Genomic DNA, 26,072 nt, shown 5'->3' with positions numbered 1-26,072 from the left:
TGTGAAACAAGCCTATTTAGTTGACGGCATCCGCACCCCCATCGGCAGCTTCGGCGGCACCCTGGCCACCGTCCGGCCCGATGATATGGCGGCCCTGGTTATCCGGGAGCTGCTCCGGCGTAACCCCACCGCCGACCCGGCTGCCATTGCCGACGTGCTACTGGGCTGCGCCAACCAGGCCGGCGAGGACAACCGCAACGTGGCCCGCATGGCTTTGCTGCTGGCCGGCCTGCCCGCCACGGTGCCCGGCGAAACCGTGAACCGCCTCTGCGCCTCGGGCCTCTCGGCCAGCATTGCCGCCGCCCGCGCCATTCAGAGCGGCGACGGCGACCTGTTCGTGGCCGGTGGGGTGGAAAACATGACCCGGGGCCCGCTGGTGATTTCCAAGGCCAGCACCGCCTTCGGCCGCGACGCGCAGATGTACGATTCCAGCTTCGGCTGGCGCTTCATCAACCCCCGTATGGAGGAGCTCTACGGCACCGACGCCATGGGCGAAACCGCCGAAAACCTGGCTGAGCGCGACACCATCGGCCGCGCCGACCAGGACCAGTTTGCCCTGGCCTCCCAGCAGAAAGCCGCCGCCGCCCGGCAGCGGGGCCGGTTTGCCGAAGAAATAGTGGCCGTCAGCATTGCCCAGCGCAAGGGCGAGCCGCTGGTATTCGACCAGGACGAGTTCATCAAGGCCGGCACTACGCTCGAAGGGCTGGGCAAGCTGCGGCCGTCCTTCAGCAAAACCGGCACCGTCACGGCCGGCAACGCTTCGGGCCTGAACGACGGCGCGGCGGCCCTGCTGTTTGCTTCTGAGGAAGGTTTAAAGCAGCATAATCTTACGCCCAAAGCCCGCATCGTTTCGATGGGCGCGGCCGGCGTCGAGCCGCGCATTATGGGCATCGGGCCGGTGCCGGCTTCGCAGCAGGCGTTGAAGAAAGCAGGTTTGACGCTGGATCAGATGGATATTATCGAGCTGAACGAGGCGTTTGCGGCCCAGAGTCTGGCCTGCATCCGGGCGTTTGGCCTGGCCGATAACGACCCGCGCATCAACCCCAACGGCGGCGCTATTGCCCTGGGCCACCCGCTGGGCATGAGCGGGGCGCGCATCCTGAACACGGCCGCCCTGGAGCTGCACCGGCAGAACAAGCGCTACGCGTTGGTAACCATGTGCATCGGCGTGGGCCAGGGCTACGCGGCCATCATCGAGCGGGTATGATTTACTCGTTCAACGGCTTCGTTCCGGTCGTCCACGAGTCGGCTTTCGTGCATCCGCAGGCCACGGTTACCGGCAACGTCCTCATCGGCCGCAACGTGTATATCGGGCCGGGTGCCGCTATTCGTGGCGACTGGGGCCAGATTATCATCGAAGACAACTGCAACGTGCAGGAAAACTGCACCGTGCATATGTTTCCCGGCACCACCACGCGGCTGCGCGAAATGGCCCACATCGGCCACGGAGCCATTATTCACGGCGCTACCGTGGGCCGCAACGTGCTGGTAGGCATGAATGCCGTCATTATGGATAGAGTCGAAATCGGCGACGAGTGCGTGATTGGGGCTTTGAGCTTCATCAAAGCCGACGAAATTATTCCGCCCCGCAGCCTGGTGGTCGGCAATCCGCACAAAATCATCCGGCAGGTAACCGACGAGATGCTGGCCTGGAAAACCCAGGGCACCCAGATTTACATGCAGCTCCCCGCCGACTGCCACGCGACTTTGCAGCCTTGCGAGCCGCTGCGCGAAATCCCCGCCGACCGACCGGTGCAGACAGCCGGCTACCAGACGTGGGCTGAGCGTAAAGCTGATTGAACGCCTGGCCCAAAACGTCATTCCGAGCTTGCCGAGGAATCTCGCGTGCTGACATTGCAATAGAATCCGTCATGCTGAGCTTGCCGAAGCATCTCTACCGCTTCGTCGCAACGGCATTTAATAGAGCACTGCGGTAGAGATGCTTCGGCTTCGCTTTGCTACGCTCAGCATGACGTTCTGTTCTCAACAACATCAGCACGCGAGATTCCTCGGCAAGCTCGGAATGACCGCCTGAAATTCAACATCTACTCCTCTCCTACCCTTTCCCGATATGAAAACGCCCACCCTCGAAAACTACGCCCTCGGCCGCTGGATGCCCGGCTCGGGCCAGCACCAGGAGCTGCTTGATGCCAGCACCGGCGAGCTGATTGCCACCACCAGCAGCGAAGGCCTCGACTACGCGGCCATGCTCGACTACGCCCGCCAGAAAGGCAATAAGGCGCTGCGCAAGATGACCTTCCACGAGCGGGGCCGCATGATCAAGGCCCTGGCCCTGCACCTCGACAGCAAAAAGGAGGATTTCTACACGCTCAGCTACCGCAGCGGCGCCACCCGCGCCGACAGCTGGATTGACATTGAGGGCGGCATCGGCAACCTGTTTGCCAACGCCTCCTTGCGCCGTAAATTTCCCGACAAGCCGTTTTACGTGGAGTCGGACCCGATTGCGCTGTCGAAAGCCGGCAACTTTATCGGCCACCACATCATGGTGCCCAAGGAAGGCGTAGCCATTCACATCAATGCCTACAACTTCCCGATCTGGGGAATGCTGGAGAAGATTGCGGTGAACCTGCTGGCCGGCATGCCCGCTATTGTGAAGCCCGCCGTGCCCTCGGCCTACCTCACCGAAGCCGTGGTGCGCGAGATTATTGCCTCCAAAATATTGCCCGAAGGCGCGTTGCAGCTCGTGTGCGGCACCGGCCACGGCATCCTCGACCACGTTACGTACCAGGATGTCGTCACCTTTACCGGCTCGGCCGAAACGGGCCGCAAGCTGAAAGGCCACCCGCGCATTCTCGCCGAAGCCGTGCCTTTCAACATGGAAGCCGACTCGCTGAACTCGGCCGTGCTCGGCCCCGACGGCGTGCCCGGCACGGCCGAATTCGACCTGTTCATCAAGGAAATCCGCAAGGAAATGACGGCCAAAGCCGGGCAAAAATGCACCGCCATCCGCCGCGTAATTGTGCCCGAAAACCTGCTCGAAGACGTGCAGATTGCTCTGGGCAAAGCATTGGCCCAAACCACCATCGGCCACCCGCAGGCCGAGGGCGTGCGCATGGGCGCTTTGGCCGGCATGGACCAGGTGCGCAAAGTGCGGGAGCAGGTGCGCCAGCTGGCCAAGAACACGCCCATCGTGTACGGCGACCTGGACAACGTGCCCGTCATCGGGGCCAACTGCGAAACCGGCGCGTTCATGTCGCCCATCGTGCTGCTGAATTCCGAGCCGTTCAGGTTTACCGATACCCACGATATCGAGGCGTTCGGGCCGGTAGCCACGCTGATGCCTTACAACGACTTGGACGAGGCCATTGCGCTGGCCAATCTGGGCAAAGGCTCGCTCGTGTGCTCGGTGGCCACCAACGACCCGCGCACGGCCCAGGATTTTGTGCTGGGCGCGGCCACCCACCACGGCCGGATTCTGGTCATCAACGGGGAAGTGGCCAAGGAAAGCACCGGCCACGGCTCACCGCTGCCGCTGCTCATTCACGGCGGCCCCGGCCGGGCCGGCGGCGGCCAGGAAATGGGCGGTATGCGCGGCGTAGAGCACTTCATGCAGCGCGTCGCCATTCAGGGCTCGCCCAGCATGATTACGGCCATTACGGAAGTATATCAGCCCAAAGCCAAACAGATTGAGCGCGACAAGCACCCGTTTCAGCACTACTTCGAGGAGTTGGAAATCGGGCAGACCTACACCACGCACCGCCACACCGTCACGGAAGCCGACATTACTAGCTTTGCTCAGGTGTCGGGGGATAATTTCTACGCCCACGTCGATGCGACTTCCCTGGAAGGCACGCTCTTTACGGGCCGCGTGGCCCACGGCTACTATATTCTGAGCAAGGCCGCCGGCATGTTCGTAGACCCGCGCAAAGGCCCGGTGCTGCTGAATTATGGCCTCGACGAGTGCCGCTTCACTAAACCCGTGTATCCCGGCATGACCATCGGCGTACAGCTGACGGTGAAGGAGAAAACCGGCCAGGAAAAGCGCGACGCCGAGGATGTGGCCAAAGGCATTGTGCGCTGGCTGGTGAATGTGAGCGACGAAACGGGCGAAACCGTAGCCGTGGCCACGATTTTGACGATGGTGAAGAAGAAGGACCAGGAATAGAAGCTACCACCTGTCATCCTGAGCTTGCGAAGGACCTTATCACGTTTGAGTAAGTCGTTCGTATTCCATAAGGTTCTTCGCAAGCTCAGGATGACAGCCGATTCATAAAAATCCCCATGAACGATACCCTCTCCGCTGGCAAAGTCGAGCGCACAACCGATATCCACGGCATTAGCACCATCAGCTTTTTCCACCCCAGCCACAATTCCCTACCCGGTGCCTTGCTCACCCAGCTGGCCAACACCATCAGCGCCGCCGGCCAGGATGCAGCCGTGAAGGTGATTATCCTGCGTAGTGAGGGCGAAAAGACCTTCTGCGCCGGCGCCAGCTTCGACGAGCTGATAGCCATTGAGGACGAAGCCCAGGGCCTGGCGTTTTTCTCCGGCTTCGCCAAAGTGATTAACGCCTGCCGCACCTGCTCCAAAATCATCATCGGCCGGGTGCAGGGCAAAGCCATCGGCGGCGGCGTGGGCGTGGCCGCCTCCACCGACTATTGCTTTGCCACCACCCAGGCCGCCGTGAAGCTCAGCGAGCTGGTCGTCGGCATCGGGCCATTTGTGGTGGGTCCGGCCGTGGAGCGCAAAATCGGTAACGCGGCCTACACCCAGCTGGCGCTGGATGCGGCGGAGTTCCGCTCGGCGGAATGGGCCAAAGACCGGGGCCTCTACGCCGAAATATTTGCTACCACCACCGAGCTGGACCAGGCCGTGCAGACCTTTGCCGAAAAGCTGGCTCAGTACAACCCTGAGGCCCTGACCGAGCTGAAGCAGGTGTGCTGGCAGGGTACCGAGCACTGGGATACGCTGCTCCCGCAACGCGCCGCCATCAGTGGCCGGCTGGTGCTGTCCGATTTTACCCGCCAGGCCATTAGCCAGTTTAAGAGCCGCTAAAAAGAAGCCGGCTTAGCATCTGCCAGCTGGCACCATGCTTACTCAAGAGCTTGTTATTCAACTATCAGCTTGTGGGTGGCACCCTGGCAGCGCAGCAGGTAGAGGCCAGCAGGCAAGCCCTGCACGTTCAGGGTAGCCGAAGTAGCGCGGGCCGGAACCTGGAAAGTGCGCACCGGGCGGCCCAGCTGGTCGAGTAGCTGCGCCTCCCGTGCCGTAGGGCCGGAGTCCGTTTGAAGCGTAGCGGCGGAGTGCGCGGGGTTCGGAAACACCTGCAGCACCGGCACTGCGGCCATGCTCCGGTTGGAGGTCAGCAACGAATTGGTGAGCCGCGCCAGCCCCACCCGCTGCTGCCCATTGACCCGGGTGAAGGGCCCGAACAGCAGAATCTTGCCATCCTGGGGCTGCAAAACAATGCCGTTGACTCCGGTACCGGAGAAATAGCCACCCGGCACCTGTACCGTCTGGAACGTGGCATCCAGGCTACCATCGGCATTCAGGCGGGAAAGCTCCGTCGTATTGTTAGCCAACACCCGCTTCAGAAGCAGAATGCGGCTGTCGGGCTGGAGTACGACCCCGGAGTTAGCAGCTTCTTTGGCGGCGGTAAACGTGGCATCCGGGCTACCATTGGCATTCAGCCGCGCCAGGCCGTTGGGAGCCGCCTGCCCGTTGAAGCTGGTAAAGTTGCCCGACACCAGGAGCTTGCCGCCACGTAGCACGTACGCCGTGAAAAAGCTGGTGGGGCCGCCCGCACTACCCAGCGAGAAGGAATTGTCGGTGCTGCCGTCCGTATTGAGGCGCGTGAGATAGGCGCGGTTGGTATCGAACCAGCGCACAAGGATTTGGCCGTTTTCCTGTACTCCGTCAACGACAGGGAATACATTGCTGGGAGGGTTTGTTTCCCAGGGCGTAGTCGTGAGCACGAAGCTGGCATCCAGAGCTCCGGAGGCGGTTAATCGGGCTAGTCTGGCCCGGGCCTGGCCATTTACGGTATCGAAGAAGCCATAGATAAGCACTTGTCCGTTGGCTAGCTCCCTGACATTGGTGGTTATTATATTTCCGAAAGCACTAGTCAGGTTTACCACGCTGAAAGAGGCATCCAGACTTCCCCCCGGGAGCAGGCGGCGGATGGTGCCAGTGTTGGTGCCGGTGCTACCTACTACGTAGATACGGCCATCGGGCTGCACAAACTGGCTACCCAAAACAGCGGTATTGATAGTGGAATTGTAGCTACCGTCCGCGTTCAGCAGATGCGGCCGGCCATTGGTGACGGTCGTACCGTTGAAGCTCGTAAAGTTGCCCTGCACCACAAGGCGGCCGTCGGCCAGCGGCGTCACCCGCTCGACGGTACCGCGCTTTTCATACACCGGGTTGTAGGTGCCATCCAGAGTGCCGATACTGGTAAGCCGTACCAAGCCGGTACGGACCGTGTTATCGAAGCTCAGAAAAGGGCCGCCCGCCAGCAGCTGGCCGCCGGCAATGTCGGCTACGTCATACACCAGATTGGCCGTGCTGCCCACCGTGGCGCCGGCTCCCGGGGCAAAACCCGTATCCAGGGTACCGTTGGCGCTCAGGCGGGCGATGCTACCCCGGGCCACGCCGTTGTAGCTCGTAAACTGCCCGGCCACCAGCAGACTACCATCGGCTCGCAGGCGCACCCGGTATACGCCACCACCCGTAGATAAGGTAGCGCCTAGGAAAGTGTTGTCTACCGTACCGTTCAGATTCAGGCGTATCAGGCTCGGGCTGGCCTGGCCATTGAGTTGCGTAAAGAGCCCGCCCACGAGCAGCTTGCCATCGGGCTGCTGCGCAAGGGCCCGTACTTGGTTGTTGAAACCCGATCCGACAGCGAAGGTATTGTCTAGGCTGCCATTAGCATTGAGCCGCACTACATTGCCGACGATGGTACCAGCGACGGAAGAAAAGAGCCCGCCCACAACGATTTTGCCGTCGGCTTGCACCTGTAGCGCATCCACCCGCCCCAGACTAGCGCCGTTCGTGATTCCGCCCGCACCCAAGGCGAAGCTGGGGTCTAGCGTACCATCGGGGTTCAGGCGCAGTACGCTGCCGACGGCAGTACCATTGTAGTCGGTCAGGCCGCCGCCCACCAGAATTTTACCGTCGGGCTGCACGGTCAGGCTACGAATTACGCTCCCCCCGGCTCCGCCAAAAAAGCCCGTTCCACCTGCGTTGAAGCCCTTATCCACACTGCCGTCGGCATTGAGCCGCGCCAAGCTGCCCGTCACCACCCCATTGTAGTGGGCGAAGGCACCACCAGCCAAGATTTTGCCGTCGGACTGCAAGGCTAGGGCTTGTGCAAAGTTAACATCGGGCCCCAGGCCGGTTTTGGCTAGGAAGGCTGCATCAGGGCTGCCATCAGCATTTAAGCGACGTACCGTGCTGGTTATTACGCCATCGAGATAATCGTAGGCACCCGACACCACAACCTTGCCATCGGGCTGCACCACCAGAGCGCGGGTAAGAAAATCGGCAGTAGTAATGGGGTTTTTCAGCACGGTAGGCTGAAACGTGGGATCCAGCGTCTGGGCCTGGGTCACCGAAAATGATCCACACGCCAGGCAGGCCACTACTGCAACCTGCCACCACACTGTAGCTGTTATTTTCATGGGAGAGAAAAAAAGAGTGAAAGAATAGAATAGGCGCGGCTCCTGGTGGCCACTACTTGAAAGTAGAACACCTGCTAGCAGCGCACAATACCCACATCTGGGTAATATGTGCTGACAACTTGCCCCGGAACGGGGAGCTACCCTTCTGCTTAGCCGCTGCGGCGTCAAGACTCTGACACAAGATTACCAGTGGTGTACCACGCTCTAATATATATTTTTATATTAATTATTTCAATAATACAACATCAAAATTACAGCGACACAGCCTTTTTACGACTGTAGAAATTACATAAAAACGCAAAAGGCCCGTTTCCAGGTTGGAAACGGGCCTTTTGCAATGTAGAGAGCGAGGGATTCGAACCCCCGGAGGTTTAACCCTCAACGGTTTTCAAGACCGCCGCAATCGACCACTCTGCCAGCTCTCTAGCTGTGGGTACTACGCGTAGTAGGGTAAAAAGAGTTGCCCCACGCCTGAAGCAACCAGAAACAGTAGAGAGGGGGGGATTCGAACCCCCGATACCCTTGCAGGTATAACGGATTTCGAATCCGTCGCATTCGACCACTCTGCCACCTCTCTATAGGTATTCGGTGAATGGTTTCGGGACGGCAAAACTAACAGGCATTTGTTAGTGAACAATACCTGAGCGTGTTTTTTTCGCCGTTTCTTCCGGCTCAGTCCCTACCAACCGACGGTTTTACTGCGCCCGTAGTATCCTTACTGGTTCTTGCTGAAAGCCTTACCGGGTTTTAAGACGGCCCGTTACGGCATCAATACTCACGTTGACTTCGAAGCCCAGAATCAGGGTCATGCACACAAAGTCGAGCCACACCATGAAACCGACCAGCGTGCCGATGGAGCCATAGAAGTGATTGTAGCTGTCGAAAATCTTGACGTAGAGAATAAACAGAAACGAAACCAGGAAAATGAGCAGCGTGGCCACCACGGCTCCAGCCGACAAAAAAGGCCACTTATCGTGCACGGGCGGCACGTAATAGTATACCAGGCAGGTGGTGAGCAAAAACAGCCCGACCACCGATCCATATTTCAGAATAGAAATCAGTTGACTGGTAAACTGCTCGGGTACGATTTCGTGAAACACCAGCGCATCGATAATATAGGTGCCAAAGAAAATGCCGGCTATGGCCAGTAGCAGCACCGACGATAATACCACCGTCAGCAAGGTGGCAATCACGCGCTTGCGCAGGTAGGTGCGGCGCTTAAACGAGGGATATTTCTTCTCGAAGGCATCCAGCAGCGCCATTAGCCCGTTGGAACTGAGCACCAGCGCCGCCAGAAAACCGAACGACAGCAGTCCCCCGTGCGGAATGTTCACGATGTCCTCAATCGTGCCCGACACGGCCACATACATTTCGCGCGGTATCAGGTCGCTCAGAAACTGTAGGATGTCAATATTCAGGTTCGGAACCGGAATGTAGGGAATCAGGGTGAACAGGAAGATGATGGTCGGGAACAGGGCCACCGTGAAGTTGAAGGCCATGTAGCTGGCCCGCTTGGTGATGCTGTCCAGCTTCAGCTCCTGAATCATCCGGTCGACGACATCGTAGACCGAAGCGCGGCCGTGGGCAATATGCAGCTGCTTGAGCCACACGATGAACTTGCGGTAGGAACGGCGGCGACGCACGTCGGGCAGGTGGTAGCGGCGGACGGGCATGCGCATTGCCATAGCTACTCGGTTGGGTGGGCGGGCTTGTTGGGAATGAAAGCGGCAGCAGCCGGAGCTTCCGAGGGCAGCTTCTGCGCCGCGGGCGTCATGGGCCCGGCCAGCTCGTCGTCGCTGAAATACGGGGCCAGCTTGTTCTGAATCTCGGCCGGAATCGGGACCGGGCGACCAGTAGCCGTACTCACAAACACCATCAGCGTGTGGCCTTCGGTGAGCAGCTCTTTGGCCTCGTTGTAGATTTCGTACTCGAATAGCACCCGCGAGCCTTCGGCAGGCTGCTTCAGCAGCAGGCGCACCGTGAGCAGGTCGTCGTAGCGGGCGGGTCGGCGGAAACGGGTCCGTATCTCCCCTACCGGCATGCCCACGCCATCGGCTTCCAGGTCTTTATACCGGATGCCGAGCTGGCGAAACGCCTCGGTGCGGGCTACTTCGAAATACGCCGCGTAGTTGCCATGGTACACGTAGCCCATCTGGTCGGTTTCGGCGTAGCGCACACGGATCTGGGTGTCGGAAGAGTACATAGGTTGAATAAATTAGAGTAACGCGGCGCAAGCCACAGCCCGAAGTTCTGTTATTTCATAATCCCGGCCCGACTCAGCGCCGCCTGATAGCGGCGGGCATTTACCAGATGGCCAGCTTCATTGGCCGCAAAAGCGTGGTAGCCGCTGAAATCTTCTTTGGCGCAGAAATACAGGTAGTTGTGCTGTTCCGGGTTCAATACGGCATCAATACTGGCAATGCTGGGCAGGTTGATGGGGCCGGGCGGCAGACCAGCGTATTTGTAGGTGTTGTAGGGCGAGTCTTTTTGCAGATGTACGTTCAAGACGCGCTTAATGCCGAAGTCGCCGTTGGCGTACACCACTGTGGGGTCGGCTTGCAGCTTCATGCCCCGCTTGAGGCGGTTGAGGTAGACGCCCGCCACGCGGGGCCGCTCGTCGGCGTGCTGCTGCTGCTCGGCTTCCACGATGCTGGCCAGGGTGCTGACCTGCGCACGCGTGAGGCCAAACTTTTCGCGCTTGGCGTCCCGGGCCGGCGTCCAGAACTTCTCATACTCCTTTTTCATGCGTTGCATGAGGTTATCGGCCGAAGAGTTCCAGTACAGCTCGTAGGTATTTGGAATAAACATGCCCAGGATACTGGTCGTGTCGAAACCCAGGCTGCGGGTGTAGCGGGGGCTGCTCAGCAGCGAATCGAACTGGTTGGGACGCGTATCGATGGCCGTGCTGAGCTTGCGGGCCAATTCGTCGCGCAACCGGATATTCTGAAACGTCAGCTTCAGCGGCGACTGGCGGCCCGCCCGCAGATCGGAGATAAGCTCCCGGTTGGTATAGCCGTCTTTCAGCTCGTAGCGGCCGGGCTTCACCAGCTTGTCATATTTCATCAGCCGGGCCACGAAGTGCAAAGACAGCTTATCGACGATGGCCCCGGAGCGGTCAATAGAGTCGAGCACCGATTTGGCCGTTTGGCCTCGGCGCACCAGCACGTACATCGACTGGCCTTTGGTCTCGACGTTGGCCGTGAAAAAGACCTGGTAGAAATAATAGAAAAACGTGATGAAGATCAGGCCCAGCACGCCCACCGTGTAGGAGAAGCGGTTGCGGCGGCGAAGCGCTATGGCTTTGTAGTCGATGCGGGGTTTGGTCATTGGAAACGAAAGGCAGACAGAGTACCGAAAAAGCAGAGATAAGAGCAGCTTGATACCCTCAAAAACAGGATCTGAGCGTGCGACGGTAAAAGTACGGCTTATCCGCTGTTCTACCAGTTTGCTTGTGTAAGGCTGGTATATAGTTTAGCCTGTTTATCGGGTTTGCCGTTGGCAAGAATGGTTCTGCATTTTTCGGTCATTTTCTTCATCAGCTCTGTGAGTTGAGGTGCATAAGCCGGCGTAACGTAATGGTAACATCAGGTCAATCGACACGAAATTTGAGGGTTGCAGCTCATTATCCCACTTTTAGGTTGCTGCCCGGAACCGCGCCGCTTTCCAAGCCTTTTCCTTTGCTTATCTTGTGCTCGGATTTCGGCTACATACCCTAACCTGTCGTTTCACAGTTCTCCCTTTCCTCAACGTTTCACCTTTTTCCAACTGTCTATCGTGGCACTCTTTACTCCCACTCTCGCGCGTCTGCGCGGCTTGCCGGTTGCGGCACTTCTCCTCGGCTTCTCGCTGTCGGCCCAGGCTCAGGCTCCTACTCCCATCAACATCACCGGCGGCACGGCCATTTACACCCAGAATTTTGATGGCTTGACACCAGCTGGCACTACCTACCCCGACGGCTGGACAGGTCTGCGCTACGGCCGGTCTGCCACCAACACCACGGCTGTCCTCAACGAGTTCCTGCCGCTGGTTGTCGTAACGGATGCCAGCAGCTCCGGTGCCGTATACAACGCTGGCGCTCCTGACGGTACCCCCGCTGTAGACGACCGTGCGATAGGCTCCATAGGCTCCGGCAGCACTGTTCCCGCTTACGGTGCTGTGTTCGTGAACAAGAGTGGTGCCGCCATCACGCGCGTGTCCATGACCGCTCGCAACGAGCAGTGGCGTTCGGGCAGCAGCGCTTCCACCAACGAAAGAGTGGTATTCGAATACAGCCTCGACGCTACCAATCTGAACAGTGGCACTACTGCTACCTGGACGCCGGTCACCAGCCTTGACCTGATCGAACTGGCAACGGCTACGACCACTGCCGGTGCTTTGGATGGCAATGCGGCCGTCAACTCACGCTTCATTGGCGGCGTGGCTACGCTCAACTGGCCCAACAACGGCACGATGTGGATTCGTTGGAGAGACAACGACGACATTGGCTCCGATGGCCTGCACGCCGTCGATAACTTCTCGCTGGCTACCGGCGCCACCACGCTGTCGAACCAGAACCAGGCGTTGCAGAACGCGCTGAACGTATTCCCGAACCCAGCCACCAACCGCCTCACCCTGAGTGTAGGCAAGGATGGCGTAGGGGCTTCCGTTGAAATCTTCAACGCCCTGGGCCAGCGCGTGCGTCAGGCTACGGCTACGCAGGCAGAGCTTACGCTCGACGTATCGGCCCTGCAGGCTGGCGTATACACCGTGCGGTTCACCACTGCCGGCGGCAGCGCTACCCGCTCGTTCGTGAAACAATAAGCTTTCAGAATAGCTGTAGAAAAAGCCCTGACCCGTGTGGTCGGGGCTTTTTTTATGTCTTTTTTAACCGATAGGCAGTAACCCTACACACAGAATGTGCGAATGAGTGGTAGTTGTGTACCGCAGCTAGTACCTTGTCCCGATCCAAACGCCGGCCGGCGTTCTTGTTTTTTTCACTCTTCACGTTCTTCCTATGGCCGCCACGCTGCTCCGCATTCACCCCGAAAACCCACCCCAGAACCGATTGCTGCAAGCGGTGGAAGTGCTCCGGAAAGGCGGCGTCATTATCTATCCTACCGATACTATCTACGGCCTGGGCTGCGATATTCACAATGCAAAAGCAGTGGAGAAGCTGTGCCGGATCAAAGGAATTCACCCCGATAAGGCCAACTTATCCTTCATCTGCTCCGACCTCTCGCACATCACCGATTATGCCAACGGCATCACTACACCCGTATATAAGGTCTTAAAGAAAGCCCTGCCGGGGCCATTCACGTTTATTTTCGAAGCCAGCCCCAAAGCGCCCAAATACGGCGGGGTGAAGCGCAAAACGGTCGGCATTCGGGTACCCGACCATAGTATTTGCTTGGGCTTGGTCCGTGAGTTGGGCAACCCCATTGTCAGCACCTCCGTGCGCGACGATGACGAGTTGCTGGAATACACCACCGATCCAGATCTTATTTTCGAGAAATACCGCTCCTTGGTAGATCTGGTTATCGATGGCGGCTACGGCAACAACATCGCCAGCACCGTAGTCGACTGTACCAATGAGGATTTCGACATCGTTCGGCAAGGAGCCGGCGACATTGAGCAGTATTTGTAAGAGGCAAAAGTGAAAGAGGAGGCCTGCAATTGTGACTGCGCGGATTGCGCAGTCACAATTGCAGGCCTCCTCTTTCACTTTTGCCTCTTACATGAGCTTACCGCTTGTGTTTCCAGCGGCGGTGCGTCCACAGATAAGCGGCAGGCGCGGCCTGTACGCTCTTTTCCAGATGGCGGGCGAAGGCCTCCGTCAGCACGAAAGCCTCTTTGTCCAGCGGAGTAGTACCATCGTGCAACGGCTCAATGATCAGGTCATAGTAACCACGCTTCACGCGCTGAATGTTGACGTACACCACCGGGCAGTTGAACTGAGCTGCCAAGCGGTCGGCGCTGGTATAGAAGCTGGTTTCCTGGTTGAGAAAAGTGGTCCAGTACGGTCGGTCTTCGGGCCCGGCCGCCTGATCGGTGAGCATGCTCATGGCCCGGCCTTCGCCCCGCCGCCGAATCAGGTCCCGCAGCGTATCCCGCATCGGAATGAGCTTCGCGCCGCTACGAGTGCGCAGCCGGTACAGGAAATCCTCGAAAAAAGAGTTGGACAAGGGCTTGTATACGCCGTAGGCCCGCCCCGGAAACTCCAGCGCGCCGGAGGGCAGAATCCATTCCCAGTTGCCCGCGTGCGAGCCGAGCGCCAGCACCGTGCGGCCCTCGGCGAAAGGGCCGGAAAGCAGCTCCGGATTGCGGATAACAACCCGACGGCGCAGCTCCGCATCCGTCATGGCCGCCAGCTTCAGGGTTTCTACCAATACCTGGGAGAAGTGGCGGTAGAAATCCTTCCGAATCTGCTGAATCTCCAGCGCTGACTTCTCCGGAAAGGAATTGCGCAGATTCTCCAGCACCACTTTTTCCCGGTACCGGATGACGTAGTTTAACAGGACATAAAAACCGTCGGCCACAGCATACAGAATGGCAAACGGTAGTTGGGCCAGGCCCAGCAACAGCCATTCCAGGAGCCGGTAGCGCCAGGAATAGTCTCGGGTGGTATTCGTATTCATCGGGGAGCTACGACGCCGGCCGGGGCATAGTCGGTCGTATTGCGGTGCAGGGGCGTGTGGTGGGAAAAGAGAACTTTGTTTTTAGTGTCGCGGGCTTCCACGGTCAGCGTGTAGTTGCCGGCGGGCAGCTTGCCCATGTCCAGGTTTCCTAGCACGGGCGTATTCTGGCCAGCCAGCCCCCGAATGGGTACAGTAGTCATCAAGGCGTCTTTCTTGTCGGCATCCAGGCGCAGCCGATACCGCAGCTGCACCACCTGGTCGGCTTTTATGTTGTAAAGCTCCGCGTAGAAAAATACCCGGTCGGCTCCACGGCCATAGTGCCCGCCTGGGGTGCGGGTCAGGCTGAAGCCGCCGCGCGCAAAGTTACTTTGCTCCGGTGATTTTGAGGCTGGCCGGGCCAGCAACACAATATCACTCAGCGCCAGTGTTTTACCCGACGACTCTATTAGCAGGGGCTGTTCTATCACATTGTTCTGGCCGGCCCGGTACTGGTCGCGCACTTGGCCGCGCAGTGTGTACTTGCCGTCGGGCAGCACGATGCGCTTCTGGAAGCTGACGGGGTTTTTGAGGCTAATTGAAGTGTCGCTCAGCACCGGGGGCTTCAGCGTAATAGTTTCCTGATACGCGGCCGAGCCATCTTCCCGGATTATTTCCAGCGTCACACTGGCCGCCGCCTGAAATATTTTAGGCGCGCGCCGCTTATAGGTTAGCGACTGACCGGGCACAGTGGCATACAATTCCACTACCGCGCCTTTCACAGCAATATCCTCGTTGCGGAAGCGGGCGACGTCGAGCAACAGCTGCGGCGGGGTAGCCGCCACCACCGGGCTTGCGGTTAGCAGCGCCAGTACCAGAAAGCAGAAACGCATAGTGTCAGTTTGGCGGGTTAATAAGCAATAGCCTCAGCCGGGAGAAGCGCTTTGGGCAAGGTAATGGTTCAGACCAGAAAAATAGATTCCGTTTCTTGCGGCCGCCGACGAGCTGTGGCTGTGTCTGGCTTTTTTCATCTGTAGCGAGCTGCCTATTGGCTGGCTCCGGCCTACATCTTACGTACCTCTCCGTGCCCGTCCTGTTCGAATCTCAATACAATCCGCCGGCCGCCTTCTTCGCCGAGCTGGCCGGCACCGATGCGCTCTGGCTGGAGCGTCACGACCATTACCACAAGCAAACGTACCGTAACCGCTGCCTGATCTTAACGGCCCAGGGCGTAAAACCGCTAACAGTGCCCGTAATCGATGGCAACCGCAGCGAAAAGATCAGCACTTCGGCCATCGAAATCGACTACCGCCAAAACTGGGTGCATCAGCACTGGCGCAGCCTGCAAACCGCTTATGGCGGCACGCCGTACTTTGAATATTACGCCGACTACCTGCACGATATTTACGTACAGAAGCACTCGTTGCTGTTCGACCTGAATCTGGCCTTTTTGCAGTTGTATCTGCGCTGCCTGCGGTTGCGGACTCCCGTGGAGTTCACCACCGAATATCATCCCCGTTATGCTCCTGCAGCCGTGCTCGACCGGCGCGACTGCCTGACACCGAAAGCCGTTGGTGGAGCCGAACCTGACAGGAAGTCGGTCCAGCCCTATATGCAGACGTTTGGTAAAGATTTTGTACCGGGCCTCAGCATCTTAGACCTGCTTTTTATGCAGGGCCCGGCCGCCGGCAGTTTTCTTGCGTAGTGCACTTGTCGCCGCCGAACCTTCGCCCGTACTTACCTGTTTTCAGGTTATATCGGCCCAAACCGCTTCCAGCTGCCAAACGTTGGCTTGCGGAACACCGTTTTTCTTCATTACTTATCTGCATGGAAGCTAAATTCTCAAATCGAGTCAAGGAAGTAATATCCTTGAGCCGGGAAGAGGCCATCCGGCTCGGTCACGACTATATCGGTACCGAACACCTATTACTAGGCATGATTCGCGAAGGGGAAGGCACTGCTATTGGTTTGCTCAAGAAATTGGGCGTATCGGTAGAAGAGCTGAAGTACGCCCTCGAGCAGGCTACTCGCAATACGGCCACGCAGGGCACGAGCATCACCGGCTCCATCCCGCTGACCAAACAGACCGAGAAAGTCCTCAAGATCACCTACCTGGAGGCCAAAATCTTTAAGAGTGAAATCATTGGCACAGAGCATCTGCTGCTTTCGATTTTGCGCGATGAAGACAATATTTCGTCCCAAATTCTCAGCAAATTCAACGTGAACTACGAAGCCGTTCGCGACTCGCTGGACTATCATGGCAACACTGCCCCCACCGACCGCGCCCCCGACACTGACGACGACGACAACGACAAGCTCTTTGGCGGCAGCGCCGGCCGGGGCGCTTCGGGCAGCAGCTCGGCCGCCAAAAAGCCCGGTGAGAAGTCGCGCACGCCCGTTCTCGACAACTTTGGCCGCGACCTGACCAAGCTGGCCGAAGACGACAAGCTCGACCCCATCGTGGGCCGTGAGAAGGAAATTGAGCGGGTTGCCCAAATTCTGTCGCGCCGCAAAAAGAACAACCCGATTCTGATTGGGGAGCCTGGTGTTGGTAAAACGGCTATTGCCGAAGGCCTGGCCCTGCGCATCATCCAGAAAAAGGTGTCGCGCGTGCTGTTCGGTAAGCGCGTCGTTACGCTCGACCTTGCTTCCCTCGTTGCTGGCACCAAGTATCGGGGCCAGTTTGAGGAGCGAATGAAGGCTGTGATGAACGAGCTGGAGAAGTCTCCTGACGTTATCTTGTTCATCGACGAGCTCCACACCATTGTGGGGGCCGGCGGCGCTTCGGGCTCGCTCGATGCCTCCAACATGTTCAAGCCAGCATTGGCCCGCGGCGAGATTCAATGCATCGGTGCTACTACGCTGGACGAGTATCGGCAGTATATCGAGAAAGATGGTGCTTTGGCCCGTCGTTTCCAGATGGTAATGGTGGACCCCACCACGCCGGAGGAAACCATCGAAATTCTGCATAACATCAAAGACAAATACCAGGACCACCACCACGTCGTGTACACCGACAAGGCCATTGAGGCCTGCGTAAAGCTGTCGGACCGCTACATGAGTGACCGGTTCCTGCCCGATAAGGCCATCGATATTCTCGATGAGGCTGGCGCGCGTGTGCACATCAATAACATTGTGGTGCCCGAGGATATTCTCAAGCTCGAAGAGAGCATCGAGAATATTAAGACGGAGAAAAACCGCGTGGTGAAGTCGCAGAAGTACGAAGAAGCCGCCCAGCTCCGCGACAAGGAGAAGAAACTCTTGGAGCAGCTCGACACTGCCAAAAAGAATTGGGAGGACGAGACCAAGAAGAAGCGCTACACAGTGAAGGAGGAAAACGTGGCCGAGGTAATTGCCATGATGACCGGGATTCCTGTGAGCCGCGTGGCCCAGAACGAAAGCCAGAAGCTGCTCAATATGGGCGAAGAGCTTCAGGGCCGCGTAATTGGTCAGGACAAAGCCATCAAGCAGCTGGTGAAAGCCATTCAGCGCACCCGCGTGGGCTTGAAGGACCCCAAGAAGCCCATTGGTTCGTTCGTATTCCTTGGCCCAACGGGCGTAGGTAAGACAGAGTTAGCCAAGGTCTTGGCTACCTATCTGTTCGACAAAGAAGACGCCCTGGTACGCGTAGACATGAGCGAATACATGGAGAAATTCAGTGTATCGCGCCTGGTGGGAGCACCTCCCGGCTACGTAGGCTACGAAGAAGGTGGCCAGCTGACGGAGAAAATCCGCCGCAAGCCTTACTCGGTTATTCTGCTCGACGAGATTGAAAAGGCGCACCCCGACGTGTATAACCTGCTCCTGCAGGTACTCGACGACGGTATCCTGACCGACGGTTTGGGCCGTAAGGTGGACTTCCGGAATACCATCATCATCATGACCTCCAACATTGGAGCACGTGACTTGGCGGACTTCGGGGCGGGTATTGGTTTCGGCACCAAGACGCGGAACGAGAACATGGACGAGATTACCAAAGGCACCATTACCAATGCCCTGCGGAAAACCTTCTCGCCCGAGTTTCTCAACCGCCTGGATGACGTTATCGTCTTCAATTCCCTTGACAAGAAGGATATCCACAAGATTATCGACATCTCGCTGGCCAAGCTGCTTTCGCGCATTCAATCGCTGGGTTACAAGGTAGAGCTGACCGAGGCCGCCAAGGACTTCGTGGCGGAGAAAGGCTACGACCCCAAATACGGCGCACGGCCGCTGAACCGGGCTATCCAGAAGTATGTCGAAGATCCGATTGCGGAGGAAATCCTGAAAGCGGAAATCGCACAGGGCGACGTTATCACCGCCGACTTCACGGAAGGCGCTGAAGAGTTGGTGTTCGCTGTGAGCAAGAGCGGCGAGGCGACCAATCTTGCCAGCGACGAACGGCCTGAAGAGGCTCCGGAGTCGCCGGACAATGAGAAGGGCAAGTAGTCTGCTTGGAGAAAAGAAAAAGCCAGTCCTGAGAAGGGCTGGCTTTTTTATTTTTGATGCATTCTATCTTATAATAAAGCTATTTAGAAAGTCTGTCGAACGTCATGCTGAGCGAAGTCGAAGCATCTTTACCGCTTCATTAGAGCTATTCTACGAAGCGGTAGAGATGCTTCGACAAGCGTACGCCAGATCAGGCATGACGTTCTGAATTAATTATACCCACTTCCTGAACCGCTTCAACTTGATGGCATAATCTGGTGCGGCTTTTTTTGCGCTCTTACGTTACCTTTGACTTCATTACTCACCCCACCAGTTTCCTCGAATGTCCGATCCGCACGCTGAAGCCCAACTAAGCAAACTAGAAATCCTCGACCGCAAAAATCAGGAGGCGCTGCTCGGCGGCGGCCAGGCCCGCATCGACGCCCAACACGCCAAAGGCAAGCTGTCGGCCCGGGAGCGGGTAGACTTGCTGATGGACGAAGGCTCGTTTGAGGAAATCGGCAAATTCGTGATGCACCGCTCCAAAGACTTCGGTCTGGATAAGGAATATTACCTCGGCGACGGCGTGGTGACGGGATATGGCACGGTGAACGGCCGTTTGGTATATATTTTCTCGCAGGACTTCACGGTGTTTGGCGGCTCCTTGTCGGAAACGCACGCCGAGAAAATCGTGAAAATCATGGACCTCGCCATGAAAAACGGTGCGCCCGTTATTGGCCTCAACGACTCGGGCGGGGCCCGGATTCAGGAGGGTGTGGTGAGCTTGGGTGGCTATGCCGACATTTTCTATAAGAACACCCTGGCCTCGGGTGTGGTGCCGCAACTGTCGGCCATTATGGGGCCCTGCGCCGGTGGCGCGGTGTATTCGCCCGCCATTACGGACTTTATCCTGATGGTCGAAAACACGAGCTACATGTTCGTGACGGGCCCAAACGTGGTGAAAACCGTGACCCACGAAACCGTGACCAGCGAAGAGTTGGGCGGAGCCAGCACGCACTCGGCTAAAAGCGGCGTGACGCACTTTAGCTGCGCCAACGAGGTAGCCTGCATCAACCAGTTGAAGGCCCTGTTGAGCTACATGCCCCAGAACTGCGAGGAAACGGCTCCTGCCCTGCCCTACACCGCCGCCGGGGATGAGTCGCGGCCGGTGCTGGATACCATTATTCCCGAAAACCCAAACCAGCCCTACGACATCCGGGAAGTGATTGAAGGTATTATCGACGCGGGCTCCTTCCTGGAAGTACACCAGAATTTCGCCGAGAATATCGTGGTCGGCTTTGCCCGCTTGGGCGGCCGCAGCATCGGCATTGTGGGCAACCAGCCGGCGGTGCTGGCGGGCGTGCTCGATATTAACGCCTCGACGAAAGCGGCCCGTTTCGTGCGTTTCTGCGACTCTTTCAATATTCCGCTGCTGGTGCTGGAAGACGTGCCTGGCTTCTTGCCCGGCACCGACCAAGAGTGGCGCGGCATCATTACCAACGGGGCCAAGCTGCTCTACGCTTTCTGTGAAGCCACCGTGCCGCGCATCACCGTGATTACCCGCAAGGCCTATGGCGGCGCGTACGACGTGATGAACTCCAAGCATATCGGGGCCGACATGAACTACGCCTGGCCCACGGCCGAAATTGCAGTAATGGGTGCGAAGGGTGCCGCCGAAATTATTTTCAAGCGTGAAATTGCGGCCGCGGCCGACCCTGAGGCCAAGCTGGCGGAGAAGGTGGACGAATACCAGCAGAAGTTTGCCACGCCGTATCGGGCAGCCCATCGTGGGTTTGTAGATGAAGTGATTCTGCCTTCCTGGACCCGTCAGAAACTAATTCGGGCCTTTAAGATGCTGGAAAACAAAGTGGATGTACTACCACGCAAGAAACACGGAAATATTCCGCTGTAGATTAAATCGATTTTAACCCTAATATCGTAACTGCCCTGCCCCGCTACTATGGCATGCCTCACGCATCTCATAGTAGTGGGACAGGTCTAACTTTTCATCCGCGCGTAGTGCGGCTTGTCTCTATTATCCATGCGTACAGCGAGCTTTGACTTCTTAGAGAAGTACCTGAATAATGCCTCACCGACCGGTTTCGAGAAAGAAGGCCAGAAGATTTGGCTTGACTATATAAAGCCCTACATCGACGAGTACTTTGTGGACACCTATGGTACGGTCGTCGGTGTTATCAATCCGGAAGCTGCCTATAAGGTCGTTATTGAAGCCCACGCCGACGAAATCAGCTATTTCGTTAATTATATCACCAAGGAAGGCTATATCTATCTGCGCCGCAATGGTGGTTCGGATGCCTTGGTAGCCCCTTCCAAACGGGTAAACATTCACACCGATAAAGGGGTGGTAAAAGCCGTATTTGGGTGGCCCGCCATCCATGTCCGCAAGGTGGAGCAGGACAAAGCGCCAACCATTGAAACGATTTTCCTGGATTGCGGCGCCTCTTCCCAGAAGGAAGTAGAGGCGATGGGCGTGCATGTGGGCTCGGTCGTCACCTTCGAGGACGAGTTCATGGTGATGAACGAGAAGTTTTACGTAGGCCGGGCGCTCGACAACCGCGTGGGCGGCTTCATGATTGCGGAAGTGGCCCGCATGCTGCAGGAAAACGGCAAGAAATTGCCATTCGGCCTCTATATCGTGAATGCGGTGCAGGAGGAAATCGGTTTGCGCGGAGCGGAAATGGTTGCGCACCGTATCAACCCCAACGTGGCCATCATCACCGATGTGACCCACGACACACAGTCGCCGATGTATGAAAAAAAGACGGCTGGCGACTTGCATTGCGGCAAAGGGCCGGTAATCACCTACGGGCCCGCCGTGCAGAACAACCTGCGCGACCTCATTATCCGGACCGCGCAGGAAGCCGACATTCCGTTTCAGCGGGCAGCGGCTACCCGCGCCACCGGCACCGATACGGATGCGTTTGCCTACTCGGGCTCGGGCGTGGCCTCGGCACTTATCTCGCTTCCTCTCAAATACATGCACACAACCGTAGAAACTGTGCATGCCGACGACGTGGACAACGTGACCAAGCTGATCTACGAAACGCTGTTGCGCATCGAAGACAACCACGATTTCCGCTACTTCAGCTAAGCCTATCTTTGGCCGCTAATAGAAACGCATGGCTGGCTTGCTTTCGGGCAATGCCGGCCATGCGTTTCTGTACCGTGCCTCTTCTTGCTTCACCTTGCCCATGAAAATTTCCGGCTTCACGATTGTTCGAAACGCGGTTCTTAATGACTACCCGGTGGTGGAGGCCATTGCGTCTATTCTGCCCGTGGTGGATGAAATGGTGGTCAGCATCGGGGACAGCGACGACGGCACGGAAGAGCTGATTCGCTCTATCAATTCGCCCAAGCTGCGCATCGTGCACTCGACCTGGGACCCGGCGCTGCGCAAGGGCGGCCACGTGTTGGCTATTGAAACCGACAAGGCCTTCCGGCAAATTTCGCCCGATGCCGACTGGGCATTTTATATTCAGGCCGATGAAGTAGTGCATGAGCAGTACCACGCGGCTATTCGGGCGGCGGCCCAGCGCTACCTCACCGACGAGCGGGTGGAGGGCCTCTTGTTTAAGTATCTGCACTTCTACGGCACCTTCGACTACGTGGGCGACTCCCGGCGCTGGTACGGGCACGAGGTGCGGCTGATTCGCAACGACAAAACCATCACGGCTTTCAAAGATGCCCAAGGGTTTCGGCGCAACGGCGAAAAGCTGCGCGTACAACCGGCCGACGCCTTCGTGTATCATTATGGCTGGGTAAAAAACCCGAAACAGATGCTGCAGAAAATGAAGCACATCAACCAGTTTTGGCACGGCGACCTGCCGCCAGAAGAGCAGCCTCTGGCCACCACGGAAGTATTCAACTTCGACGACTTCGACTCGCTGGAGAAATTCACCGGTACGCATCCCGGCGTGATGAAGTCGCGCATTGCCCGCCTGAACTGGCAGGTGGCCATCGACGTCGCGCAGAAGCGCTTCTCGTTTAAAAACAAACTTCTATACTGGGTTGAAAAGCAGACTGGCAAGCGGCTATTTGAGTTTAAAAACTATAAGCTGCTCTAGGTAGCGCTACCCCCACTCCTGTTAATCCTCCGCTCTTGGACCTGCCTTTCATTCAGCCGCCGCTCACCTTCACCGACCAGATGCAGCGGCGCGTGACGGTGGCATATCCGCCGCAGCGCATCGTTTCGCTGGTGCCTTCCCAAACGGAGCTGCTCTTCGACCTGGGGCTGGGAAGCCGCGTAGTAGGCGTCACCAAATTCTGCATTCACCCGGCCGAGGCACGCCAGCAAGCGACGGTAATCGGGGGTACCAAGAATTTTGATTTTGCCAAAATTGACTCGCTGAAGCCCGACCTGATTATTGGCAACAAGGAAGAGAACTACCAGTCGGGCATCGAACAACTAGCCGAAAAGCACCCAGTCTGGCTGAGCGACATTACCACTCTGGAAGATTCCTTGCGCATGATTCGGCAGCTGGGCACCATCATCGGCACGGCTGCCCGCGCCCAGCTTCTGGCCGACACGATAGAAGCTTCATTCACCGCGCTGCAACCAGCGCCCCGGCCGGTTTCGGCAGCTTATTTCATCTGGCGCAAGCCCTACATGGTAGCGGCCGGTGGTACGTTCATTGATGAGATGCTACAGCGGGCGGGCTTTCGTAATGTGTTTGCCGACGCTACGCGCTATCCGGATGTCACGGCGGCCCAGCTGGCGGCGGTATCCCCAGAGGCTATCCTACTTTCCTCGGAGCCTTACCCATTTGCCGAAAAGCATGTGGCCGAGTTCCAGGCGCTTTGTCCCTCGGCCACGGTACGCATTGTCGATGGCGAGCTGTTTAGCTGGTATGGAAGCAGATTGCAACACTCAGCCGCCTACTTCCAGAGTCTGCTCCCACTATCCTAGATATTTCAGGTCTGCTCTGTTACGGTGAAACCTGCCGTGCCCAGCTCCCGCCAAAATTGCGGATACGACTTACGCACTACCGCCGGGGCCAGTATCGTGAGCGGACCGCGCAATGCCAAGGGCGCGAAAGCCATAGCCATCCGGTGGTCGTGGTAGGTGTCGATGCTCTGACCCGATACCTGAAATGCCGCGCTGGGCACCCGAAACCGGCCGTCACCCTCATCCAGCAGCGCCCCGCCGAATTTGGCCAGCTCAATTTGCAGCGCGGCAATCCGGTCGGTTTCTTTAATCCGCAAGCTCTCCAGGCCCGTGAGAACTAAGGGCACGCCCGTAGCGGCGGCCACCACGGCTACGGTCTGGGCCAGATCGGGGCAGTGGGTAAAGTCCTGCTCTACGGCTAGCGCTGGGGCTTGCTGGGTCAGCGTTACGCCTTCGGCTCCGAACTCCGTAACCACCCCCAACTGCGCCATAATACCGACGATGGCCTGGTCGCCCTGCCACGAATACTGGCGCAGCCCCGGCAGCACAATAGATGAGCCAGCCGGAGCCAACGCCACCATAGCATACCAATAGCTGGCCGCCGACCAGTCGCCTTCAATGGTATAATCGGCGGGCTGATAGGCGTGGGGCCGCACTTCCACCACCTCGCCCAGGTCGCGGCACTGGGCTCCGAAATGCTGCATCAACGACTGCGTCATGCGGATATACGGACGGGAGCCAACTTTGCCAAGCAGGCGCAGGCGCAGGCCGCCAGGCAGCTGCGGCCCAATCATCATTAGAGCCGAAATATACTGGCTGCTGATGTCGCCGCGTACGCGCAGCTCCACGGGCTCCTCTGCGGGCGGTTGGGGCGTGCGCCCTTGTAGCTGCAGGGGCGGAAACCCGGCTTGCTCCGTGTAGTCGATGCGGGCTCCGAGCTGCCGTAAGGCATCTACCAGCACCCCGATAGGCCGCTGCCGCATGCGGGCCGTGCCCGTGAGCAGCACCTGGCGCCCGGTAATGGCCAGATACGCCGTCAGAAAGCGCATGACAGTGCCCGCATCCTCAGCGTTGAGCGTGTCGGCTGTGGCGGGCTCCGCCAGCAGGCGCTGCATCAGCTCCGTATCGTTGGCGTCCGACAGGTTGTGCAGCTGTCCGCCCCCGGCCAAGGCCTGAATAATCAGCGCCCGGTTGCTTTCGCTTTTGGAGGCTGGTAGTTGGGCGCTGCCGCTGAGGGGCCGGCCCGACCAGCTTAGGTGTAAGGAAGAAGAAGTATCGATGAGTGAAAATCAGTTAGGCTGGAGAAAAAATCTGACGGCAAATTACCGGCTTATAGCCGGTGATAGTAGCGCAGCGCCTCCGTTATTTCGGCCACAGGCACGGGCTGGTCGTACACGGCCTTCCCGATGCCGTCGAGCAGCGTGCAGTTAATGGTGGTACCGCTGTTCTTTTTGTCCTGCAGGGCTAGTTGGGCAATAACAGCGGTTTCAAGGGTTACAAACTGTACTTTCTCGAATACCGAAAACAGGAAAACCTCTATTTGCTCCAGCTCCTGCGCGCTCAGCATGCCTCGTTGCGCCGATAGCCAGGCTTCGCACACCATTCCGGCAGCTACGGCCTCCCCGTGCAGTATTTCGCGGCCGGGCTGCTGTAGCAGGTAGCTTTCCAGGGCGTGGCCGACAGTATGGCCAAAATTAAGCACTTTCCGCAACCCCGATTCCAGCGGATCGGCCTCCACGATGTGCTGTTTAGTAGCGACGGACGCCCGGATGATGTCCGTCCAGTCTTCGACTACCACTCCCGCGTGGCGCTGGAACGCAAATGCTTCAGCATCCGCAATCAGCCAGTGCTTCACCACTTCGGCATAGCCCGACTTCAGCTGACGGCCGTCCAGAGTGGTCAGAAAGCGTGGGTCGATAAAAACGCCCGCTGGCTCCTGAAATACGCCAATCTGGTTTTTGAAACCCAGGAAGTCAATACCGGTTTTACCACCCACACTCGCATCAACCTGGGCCAGCAACGTGGTCGGCACCTGCACAAAGCGAATGCCCCGCTTGTAAGTAGCGGCGCAAAACCCGCCCAGGTCAGTTACTACGCCACCGCCCAGGTTCACCACAACGGCAAATCGGTCGGCGGCTTTCTCCGTGAGGCGACACCATACCGAGTCGCAGCTGGCTAGGGTTTTGTGTTCCTCCCCGGCCGGAATTTCAACCAAGGTGTGCTCCGGCAGATAGGCCTTCACCAGCGGGTAGCAGTGCTGCACCGTGTTGGAATCGACTAGCACAAAAACCTGGCTTACGGCTGGCTGCCGGAGCACAGACGCCAGCTCATCCAATGCCTGAAAACCAATTGAAATTCTATTATCCAATTTTTTCATCTTTAAACAAAAAAATACACCTAACAAGAAGTATTTAAGCCAAATAAAACTTACTTTGGTGCAAAATATAGACGTGCCATTATTCCACATCACAAAGAAAACAACTCCTTTCACTACTCTTATGAAAGCGCCCTGCTCCCCTTGGCTTTATG

The 26,072-nt window shown here is 57.8% G+C and carries 20 protein-coding genes and 2 tRNA genes; 12 read left to right on the top strand and 10 right to left on the bottom strand.

The window, feature by feature from the left end; all coding sequences use genetic code 11:
* The first annotated feature begins 1 nt into the window (after nucleotide 1).
* The 4 genes from pcaF (at nucleotide 2) to E5J99_RS09440 (ending at nucleotide 5,016) form a co-directional block, all read left to right on the top strand.
* Nucleotides 2-1,207, top strand: coding sequence for a 3-oxoadipyl-CoA thiolase (pcaF, locus tag E5J99_RS09455; RefSeq protein ID WP_135497478.1), 1,206 nt, complete (start codon nucleotides 2-4; stop codon nucleotides 1,205-1,207).
* Nucleotides 1,204-1,800 carry an acyltransferase gene (locus tag E5J99_RS09450; RefSeq protein WP_135497477.1) on the top strand — a complete coding sequence of 199 codons (597 nt, stop codon included), beginning with the start codon at nucleotides 1,204-1,206 and terminating at the stop codon, nucleotides 1,798-1,800. The genes pcaF and E5J99_RS09450 overlap by 4 nt, the downstream gene beginning before the upstream one ends.
* A 271-nt stretch (nucleotides 1,801-2,071) precedes the next feature.
* Nucleotides 2,072-4,126, top strand: coding sequence for a phenylacetic acid degradation bifunctional protein PaaZ (gene paaZ, locus E5J99_RS09445; RefSeq protein WP_135497476.1), 2,055 nt, complete (start codon nucleotides 2,072-2,074; stop codon nucleotides 4,124-4,126).
* A gap of 116 nt (nucleotides 4,127-4,242) precedes the next feature.
* Entirely contained in the window at nucleotides 4,243-5,016 is a 774-nt protein-coding gene (locus E5J99_RS09440) for an enoyl-CoA hydratase/isomerase family protein (RefSeq protein WP_135497475.1), read from the top strand.
* A 53-nt stretch (nucleotides 5,017-5,069) separates the two neighbouring features.
* On the opposite strand, the gene E5J99_RS09435 is transcribed toward E5J99_RS09440, so the two are convergent.
* The 6 genes from E5J99_RS09435 to mltG all read right to left on the bottom strand — a co-directional run bounded on the left by E5J99_RS09435 (nucleotide 5,070) and on the right by mltG (nucleotide 10,967).
* Entirely contained in the window at nucleotides 5,070-7,640 is a 2,571-nt protein-coding gene (locus tag E5J99_RS09435; RefSeq protein ID WP_135497474.1) for a T9SS type A sorting domain-containing protein, read from the bottom strand.
* A 340-nt stretch (nucleotides 7,641-7,980) separates the two neighbouring features.
* Nucleotides 7,981-8,065, bottom strand: a tRNA-Ser gene (locus tag E5J99_RS09430).
* A gap of 65 nt (nucleotides 8,066-8,130) precedes the next feature.
* Nucleotides 8,131-8,217 (bottom strand) — tRNA-Ser (locus tag E5J99_RS09425).
* 160 nt (nucleotides 8,218-8,377) lie between these two features.
* The gene (locus E5J99_RS09420) at nucleotides 8,378-9,313 is read right to left on the bottom strand and encodes a YihY/virulence factor BrkB family protein (RefSeq protein ID WP_245318840.1); all 936 of its coding nucleotides are present in this window, start codon (nucleotides 9,311-9,313) and stop codon (nucleotides 8,378-8,380) included.
* Nucleotides 9,314-9,327: 14 nt separating this feature from the next.
* On the bottom strand, nucleotides 9,328-9,843 hold the full coding sequence (locus E5J99_RS09415) for an acyl-CoA thioesterase (RefSeq protein WP_135497472.1): 516 nt from the start codon (nucleotides 9,841-9,843) through the stop codon (nucleotides 9,328-9,330).
* Between the two features lie 50 nt (nucleotides 9,844-9,893).
* Entirely contained in the window at nucleotides 9,894-10,967 is a 1,074-nt protein-coding gene (mltG, locus tag E5J99_RS09410; protein ID WP_135497471.1) for an endolytic transglycosylase MltG, read from the bottom strand.
* 447 nt (nucleotides 10,968-11,414) lie between these two features.
* Here mltG and E5J99_RS09405 point away from each other — a divergent pair, with 447 nt between their 5' ends.
* Nucleotides 11,415-12,440 (top strand): T9SS type A sorting domain-containing protein, encoded by a 1,026-nt coding sequence (locus tag E5J99_RS09405; protein ID WP_135497470.1) that lies wholly within the window; start codon nucleotides 11,415-11,417, stop codon nucleotides 12,438-12,440.
* A 193-nt stretch (nucleotides 12,441-12,633) separates the two neighbouring features.
* Nucleotides 12,634-13,263: an L-threonylcarbamoyladenylate synthase gene (locus tag E5J99_RS09400; RefSeq protein WP_135497469.1), complete on the top strand. Its 630-nt coding sequence runs from the start codon at nucleotides 12,634-12,636 to the stop codon at nucleotides 13,261-13,263.
* 97 nt (nucleotides 13,264-13,360) lie between these two features.
* Here E5J99_RS09400 and E5J99_RS09395 read toward each other — a convergent pair whose 3' ends face one another.
* Together E5J99_RS09395 and E5J99_RS09390 are read right to left on the bottom strand one after the other, a co-directional pair.
* Nucleotides 13,361-14,254, bottom strand: coding sequence for a lysophospholipid acyltransferase family protein (locus tag E5J99_RS09395; RefSeq protein ID WP_167852053.1), 894 nt, complete (start codon nucleotides 14,252-14,254; stop codon nucleotides 13,361-13,363).
* Nucleotides 14,251-15,123 carry a hypothetical protein gene (locus E5J99_RS09390; RefSeq protein WP_135497468.1) on the bottom strand — a complete coding sequence of 291 codons (873 nt, stop codon included), beginning with the start codon at nucleotides 15,121-15,123 and terminating at the stop codon, nucleotides 14,251-14,253. Before E5J99_RS09390 ends, E5J99_RS09395 begins: the two co-directional genes overlap by 4 nt.
* 191 nt (nucleotides 15,124-15,314) lie before the next feature.
* On the opposite strand from E5J99_RS09390, the gene E5J99_RS09385 reads away from it, so the two are divergent.
* The 6 genes from E5J99_RS09385 to E5J99_RS09360 all read left to right on the top strand — a co-directional run bounded on the left by E5J99_RS09385 (nucleotide 15,315) and on the right by E5J99_RS09360 (nucleotide 23,564).
* Nucleotides 15,315-15,935, top strand: coding sequence for a WbqC family protein (locus tag E5J99_RS09385; RefSeq protein ID WP_245318838.1), 621 nt, complete (start codon nucleotides 15,315-15,317; stop codon nucleotides 15,933-15,935).
* 122 nt (nucleotides 15,936-16,057) lie between these two features.
* Complete coding sequence (locus E5J99_RS09380) at nucleotides 16,058-18,658, top strand: ATP-dependent Clp protease ATP-binding subunit (RefSeq protein ID WP_135497467.1); 2,601 nt, start codon at nucleotides 16,058-16,060, stop codon at nucleotides 18,656-18,658.
* 322 nt (nucleotides 18,659-18,980) lie between these two features.
* Complete coding sequence (locus E5J99_RS09375) at nucleotides 18,981-20,549, top strand: acyl-CoA carboxylase subunit beta (RefSeq protein WP_135497466.1); 1,569 nt, start codon at nucleotides 18,981-18,983, stop codon at nucleotides 20,547-20,549.
* Nucleotides 20,550-20,678: 129 nt separating this feature from the next.
* The gene (locus E5J99_RS09370; protein ID WP_135497465.1) at nucleotides 20,679-21,749 is read left to right on the top strand and encodes a M42 family metallopeptidase; all 1,071 of its coding nucleotides are present in this window, start codon (nucleotides 20,679-20,681) and stop codon (nucleotides 21,747-21,749) included.
* A gap of 100 nt (nucleotides 21,750-21,849) precedes the next feature.
* A complete protein-coding gene (locus E5J99_RS09365) occupies nucleotides 21,850-22,722 on the top strand; it encodes a glycosyltransferase family protein (RefSeq protein WP_135497464.1) in 873 nt (290 codons plus the stop codon).
* A gap of 80 nt (nucleotides 22,723-22,802) precedes the next feature.
* Nucleotides 22,803-23,564 (top strand): helical backbone metal receptor, encoded by a 762-nt coding sequence (locus E5J99_RS09360; protein ID WP_135497510.1) that lies wholly within the window; start codon nucleotides 22,803-22,805, stop codon nucleotides 23,562-23,564.
* Between the two features lie 5 nt (nucleotides 23,565-23,569).
* On the opposite strand, the gene E5J99_RS09355 is transcribed toward E5J99_RS09360, so the two are convergent.
* Both E5J99_RS09355 and aroB read right to left on the bottom strand, forming a co-directional pair.
* Entirely contained in the window at nucleotides 23,570-24,712 is a 1,143-nt protein-coding gene (locus tag E5J99_RS09355; RefSeq protein WP_245318836.1) for a 3-phosphoshikimate 1-carboxyvinyltransferase, read from the bottom strand.
* A gap of 161 nt (nucleotides 24,713-24,873) precedes the next feature.
* Nucleotides 24,874-25,920, bottom strand: coding sequence for a 3-dehydroquinate synthase (aroB, locus tag E5J99_RS09350; protein WP_135497462.1), 1,047 nt, complete (start codon nucleotides 25,918-25,920; stop codon nucleotides 24,874-24,876).
* Between the last annotated feature and the right edge of the window lie 152 nt (nucleotides 25,921-26,072).

Origin of the sequence: Hymenobacter elongatus (assembly GCF_004745955.1) — a bacterium.
GTDB classification, from domain to species: domain Bacteria; phylum Bacteroidota; class Bacteroidia; order Cytophagales; family Hymenobacteraceae; genus Hymenobacter; species Hymenobacter elongatus.
The sequence above is the reverse complement of the archived record's forward strand: the minus strand, read 5'-3'. Positions and strand labels throughout refer to the sequence as shown.

Bases quoted from the DNA above. Each gene is read 5' to 3' on its own strand.
- E5J99_RS09450 (WP_135497477.1), top strand. From the start codon at position 1,204: ATGATTTACTCGTTCAACGGCTTCGTTCCGGTCGTCCACGAGTCGGCT.
- paaZ (WP_135497476.1), top strand. From the start codon at position 2,072: ATGAAAACGCCCACCCTCGAAAACTACGCCCTCGGCCGCTGGATGCCC.
- E5J99_RS09440 (WP_135497475.1), top strand. From the start codon at position 4,243: ATGAACGATACCCTCTCCGCTGGCAAAGTCGAGCGCACAACCGATATC.
- E5J99_RS09435 (WP_135497474.1), bottom strand. From the start codon at position 7,640: ATGAAAATAACAGCTACAGTGTGGTGGCAGGTTGCAGTAGTGGCCTGC.
- E5J99_RS09420 (WP_245318840.1), bottom strand. From the start codon at position 9,313: ATGCCCGTCCGCCGCTACCACCTGCCCGACGTGCGTCGCCGCCGTTCC.
- E5J99_RS09415 (WP_135497472.1), bottom strand. From the start codon at position 9,843: ATGTACTCTTCCGACACCCAGATCCGTGTGCGCTACGCCGAAACCGAC.
- mltG (WP_135497471.1), bottom strand. From the start codon at position 10,967: ATGACCAAACCCCGCATCGACTACAAAGCCATAGCGCTTCGCCGCCGC.
- E5J99_RS09400 (WP_135497469.1), top strand. From the start codon at position 12,634: ATGGCCGCCACGCTGCTCCGCATTCACCCCGAAAACCCACCCCAGAAC.
- E5J99_RS09395 (WP_167852053.1), bottom strand. From the start codon at position 14,254: ATGAATACGAATACCACCCGAGACTATTCCTGGCGCTACCGGCTCCTG.
- E5J99_RS09390 (WP_135497468.1), bottom strand. From the start codon at position 15,123: ATGCGTTTCTGCTTTCTGGTACTGGCGCTGCTAACCGCAAGCCCGGTG.
- E5J99_RS09380 (WP_135497467.1), top strand. From the start codon at position 16,058: ATGGAAGCTAAATTCTCAAATCGAGTCAAGGAAGTAATATCCTTGAGC.
- E5J99_RS09375 (WP_135497466.1), top strand. From the start codon at position 18,981: ATGTCCGATCCGCACGCTGAAGCCCAACTAAGCAAACTAGAAATCCTC.
- E5J99_RS09370 (WP_135497465.1), top strand. From the start codon at position 20,679: ATGCGTACAGCGAGCTTTGACTTCTTAGAGAAGTACCTGAATAATGCC.
- E5J99_RS09365 (WP_135497464.1), top strand. From the start codon at position 21,850: ATGAAAATTTCCGGCTTCACGATTGTTCGAAACGCGGTTCTTAATGAC.
- E5J99_RS09360 (WP_135497510.1), top strand. From the start codon at position 22,803: ATGCAGCGGCGCGTGACGGTGGCATATCCGCCGCAGCGCATCGTTTCG.
- aroB (WP_135497462.1), bottom strand. From the start codon at position 25,920: ATGAAAAAATTGGATAATAGAATTTCAATTGGTTTTCAGGCATTGGAT.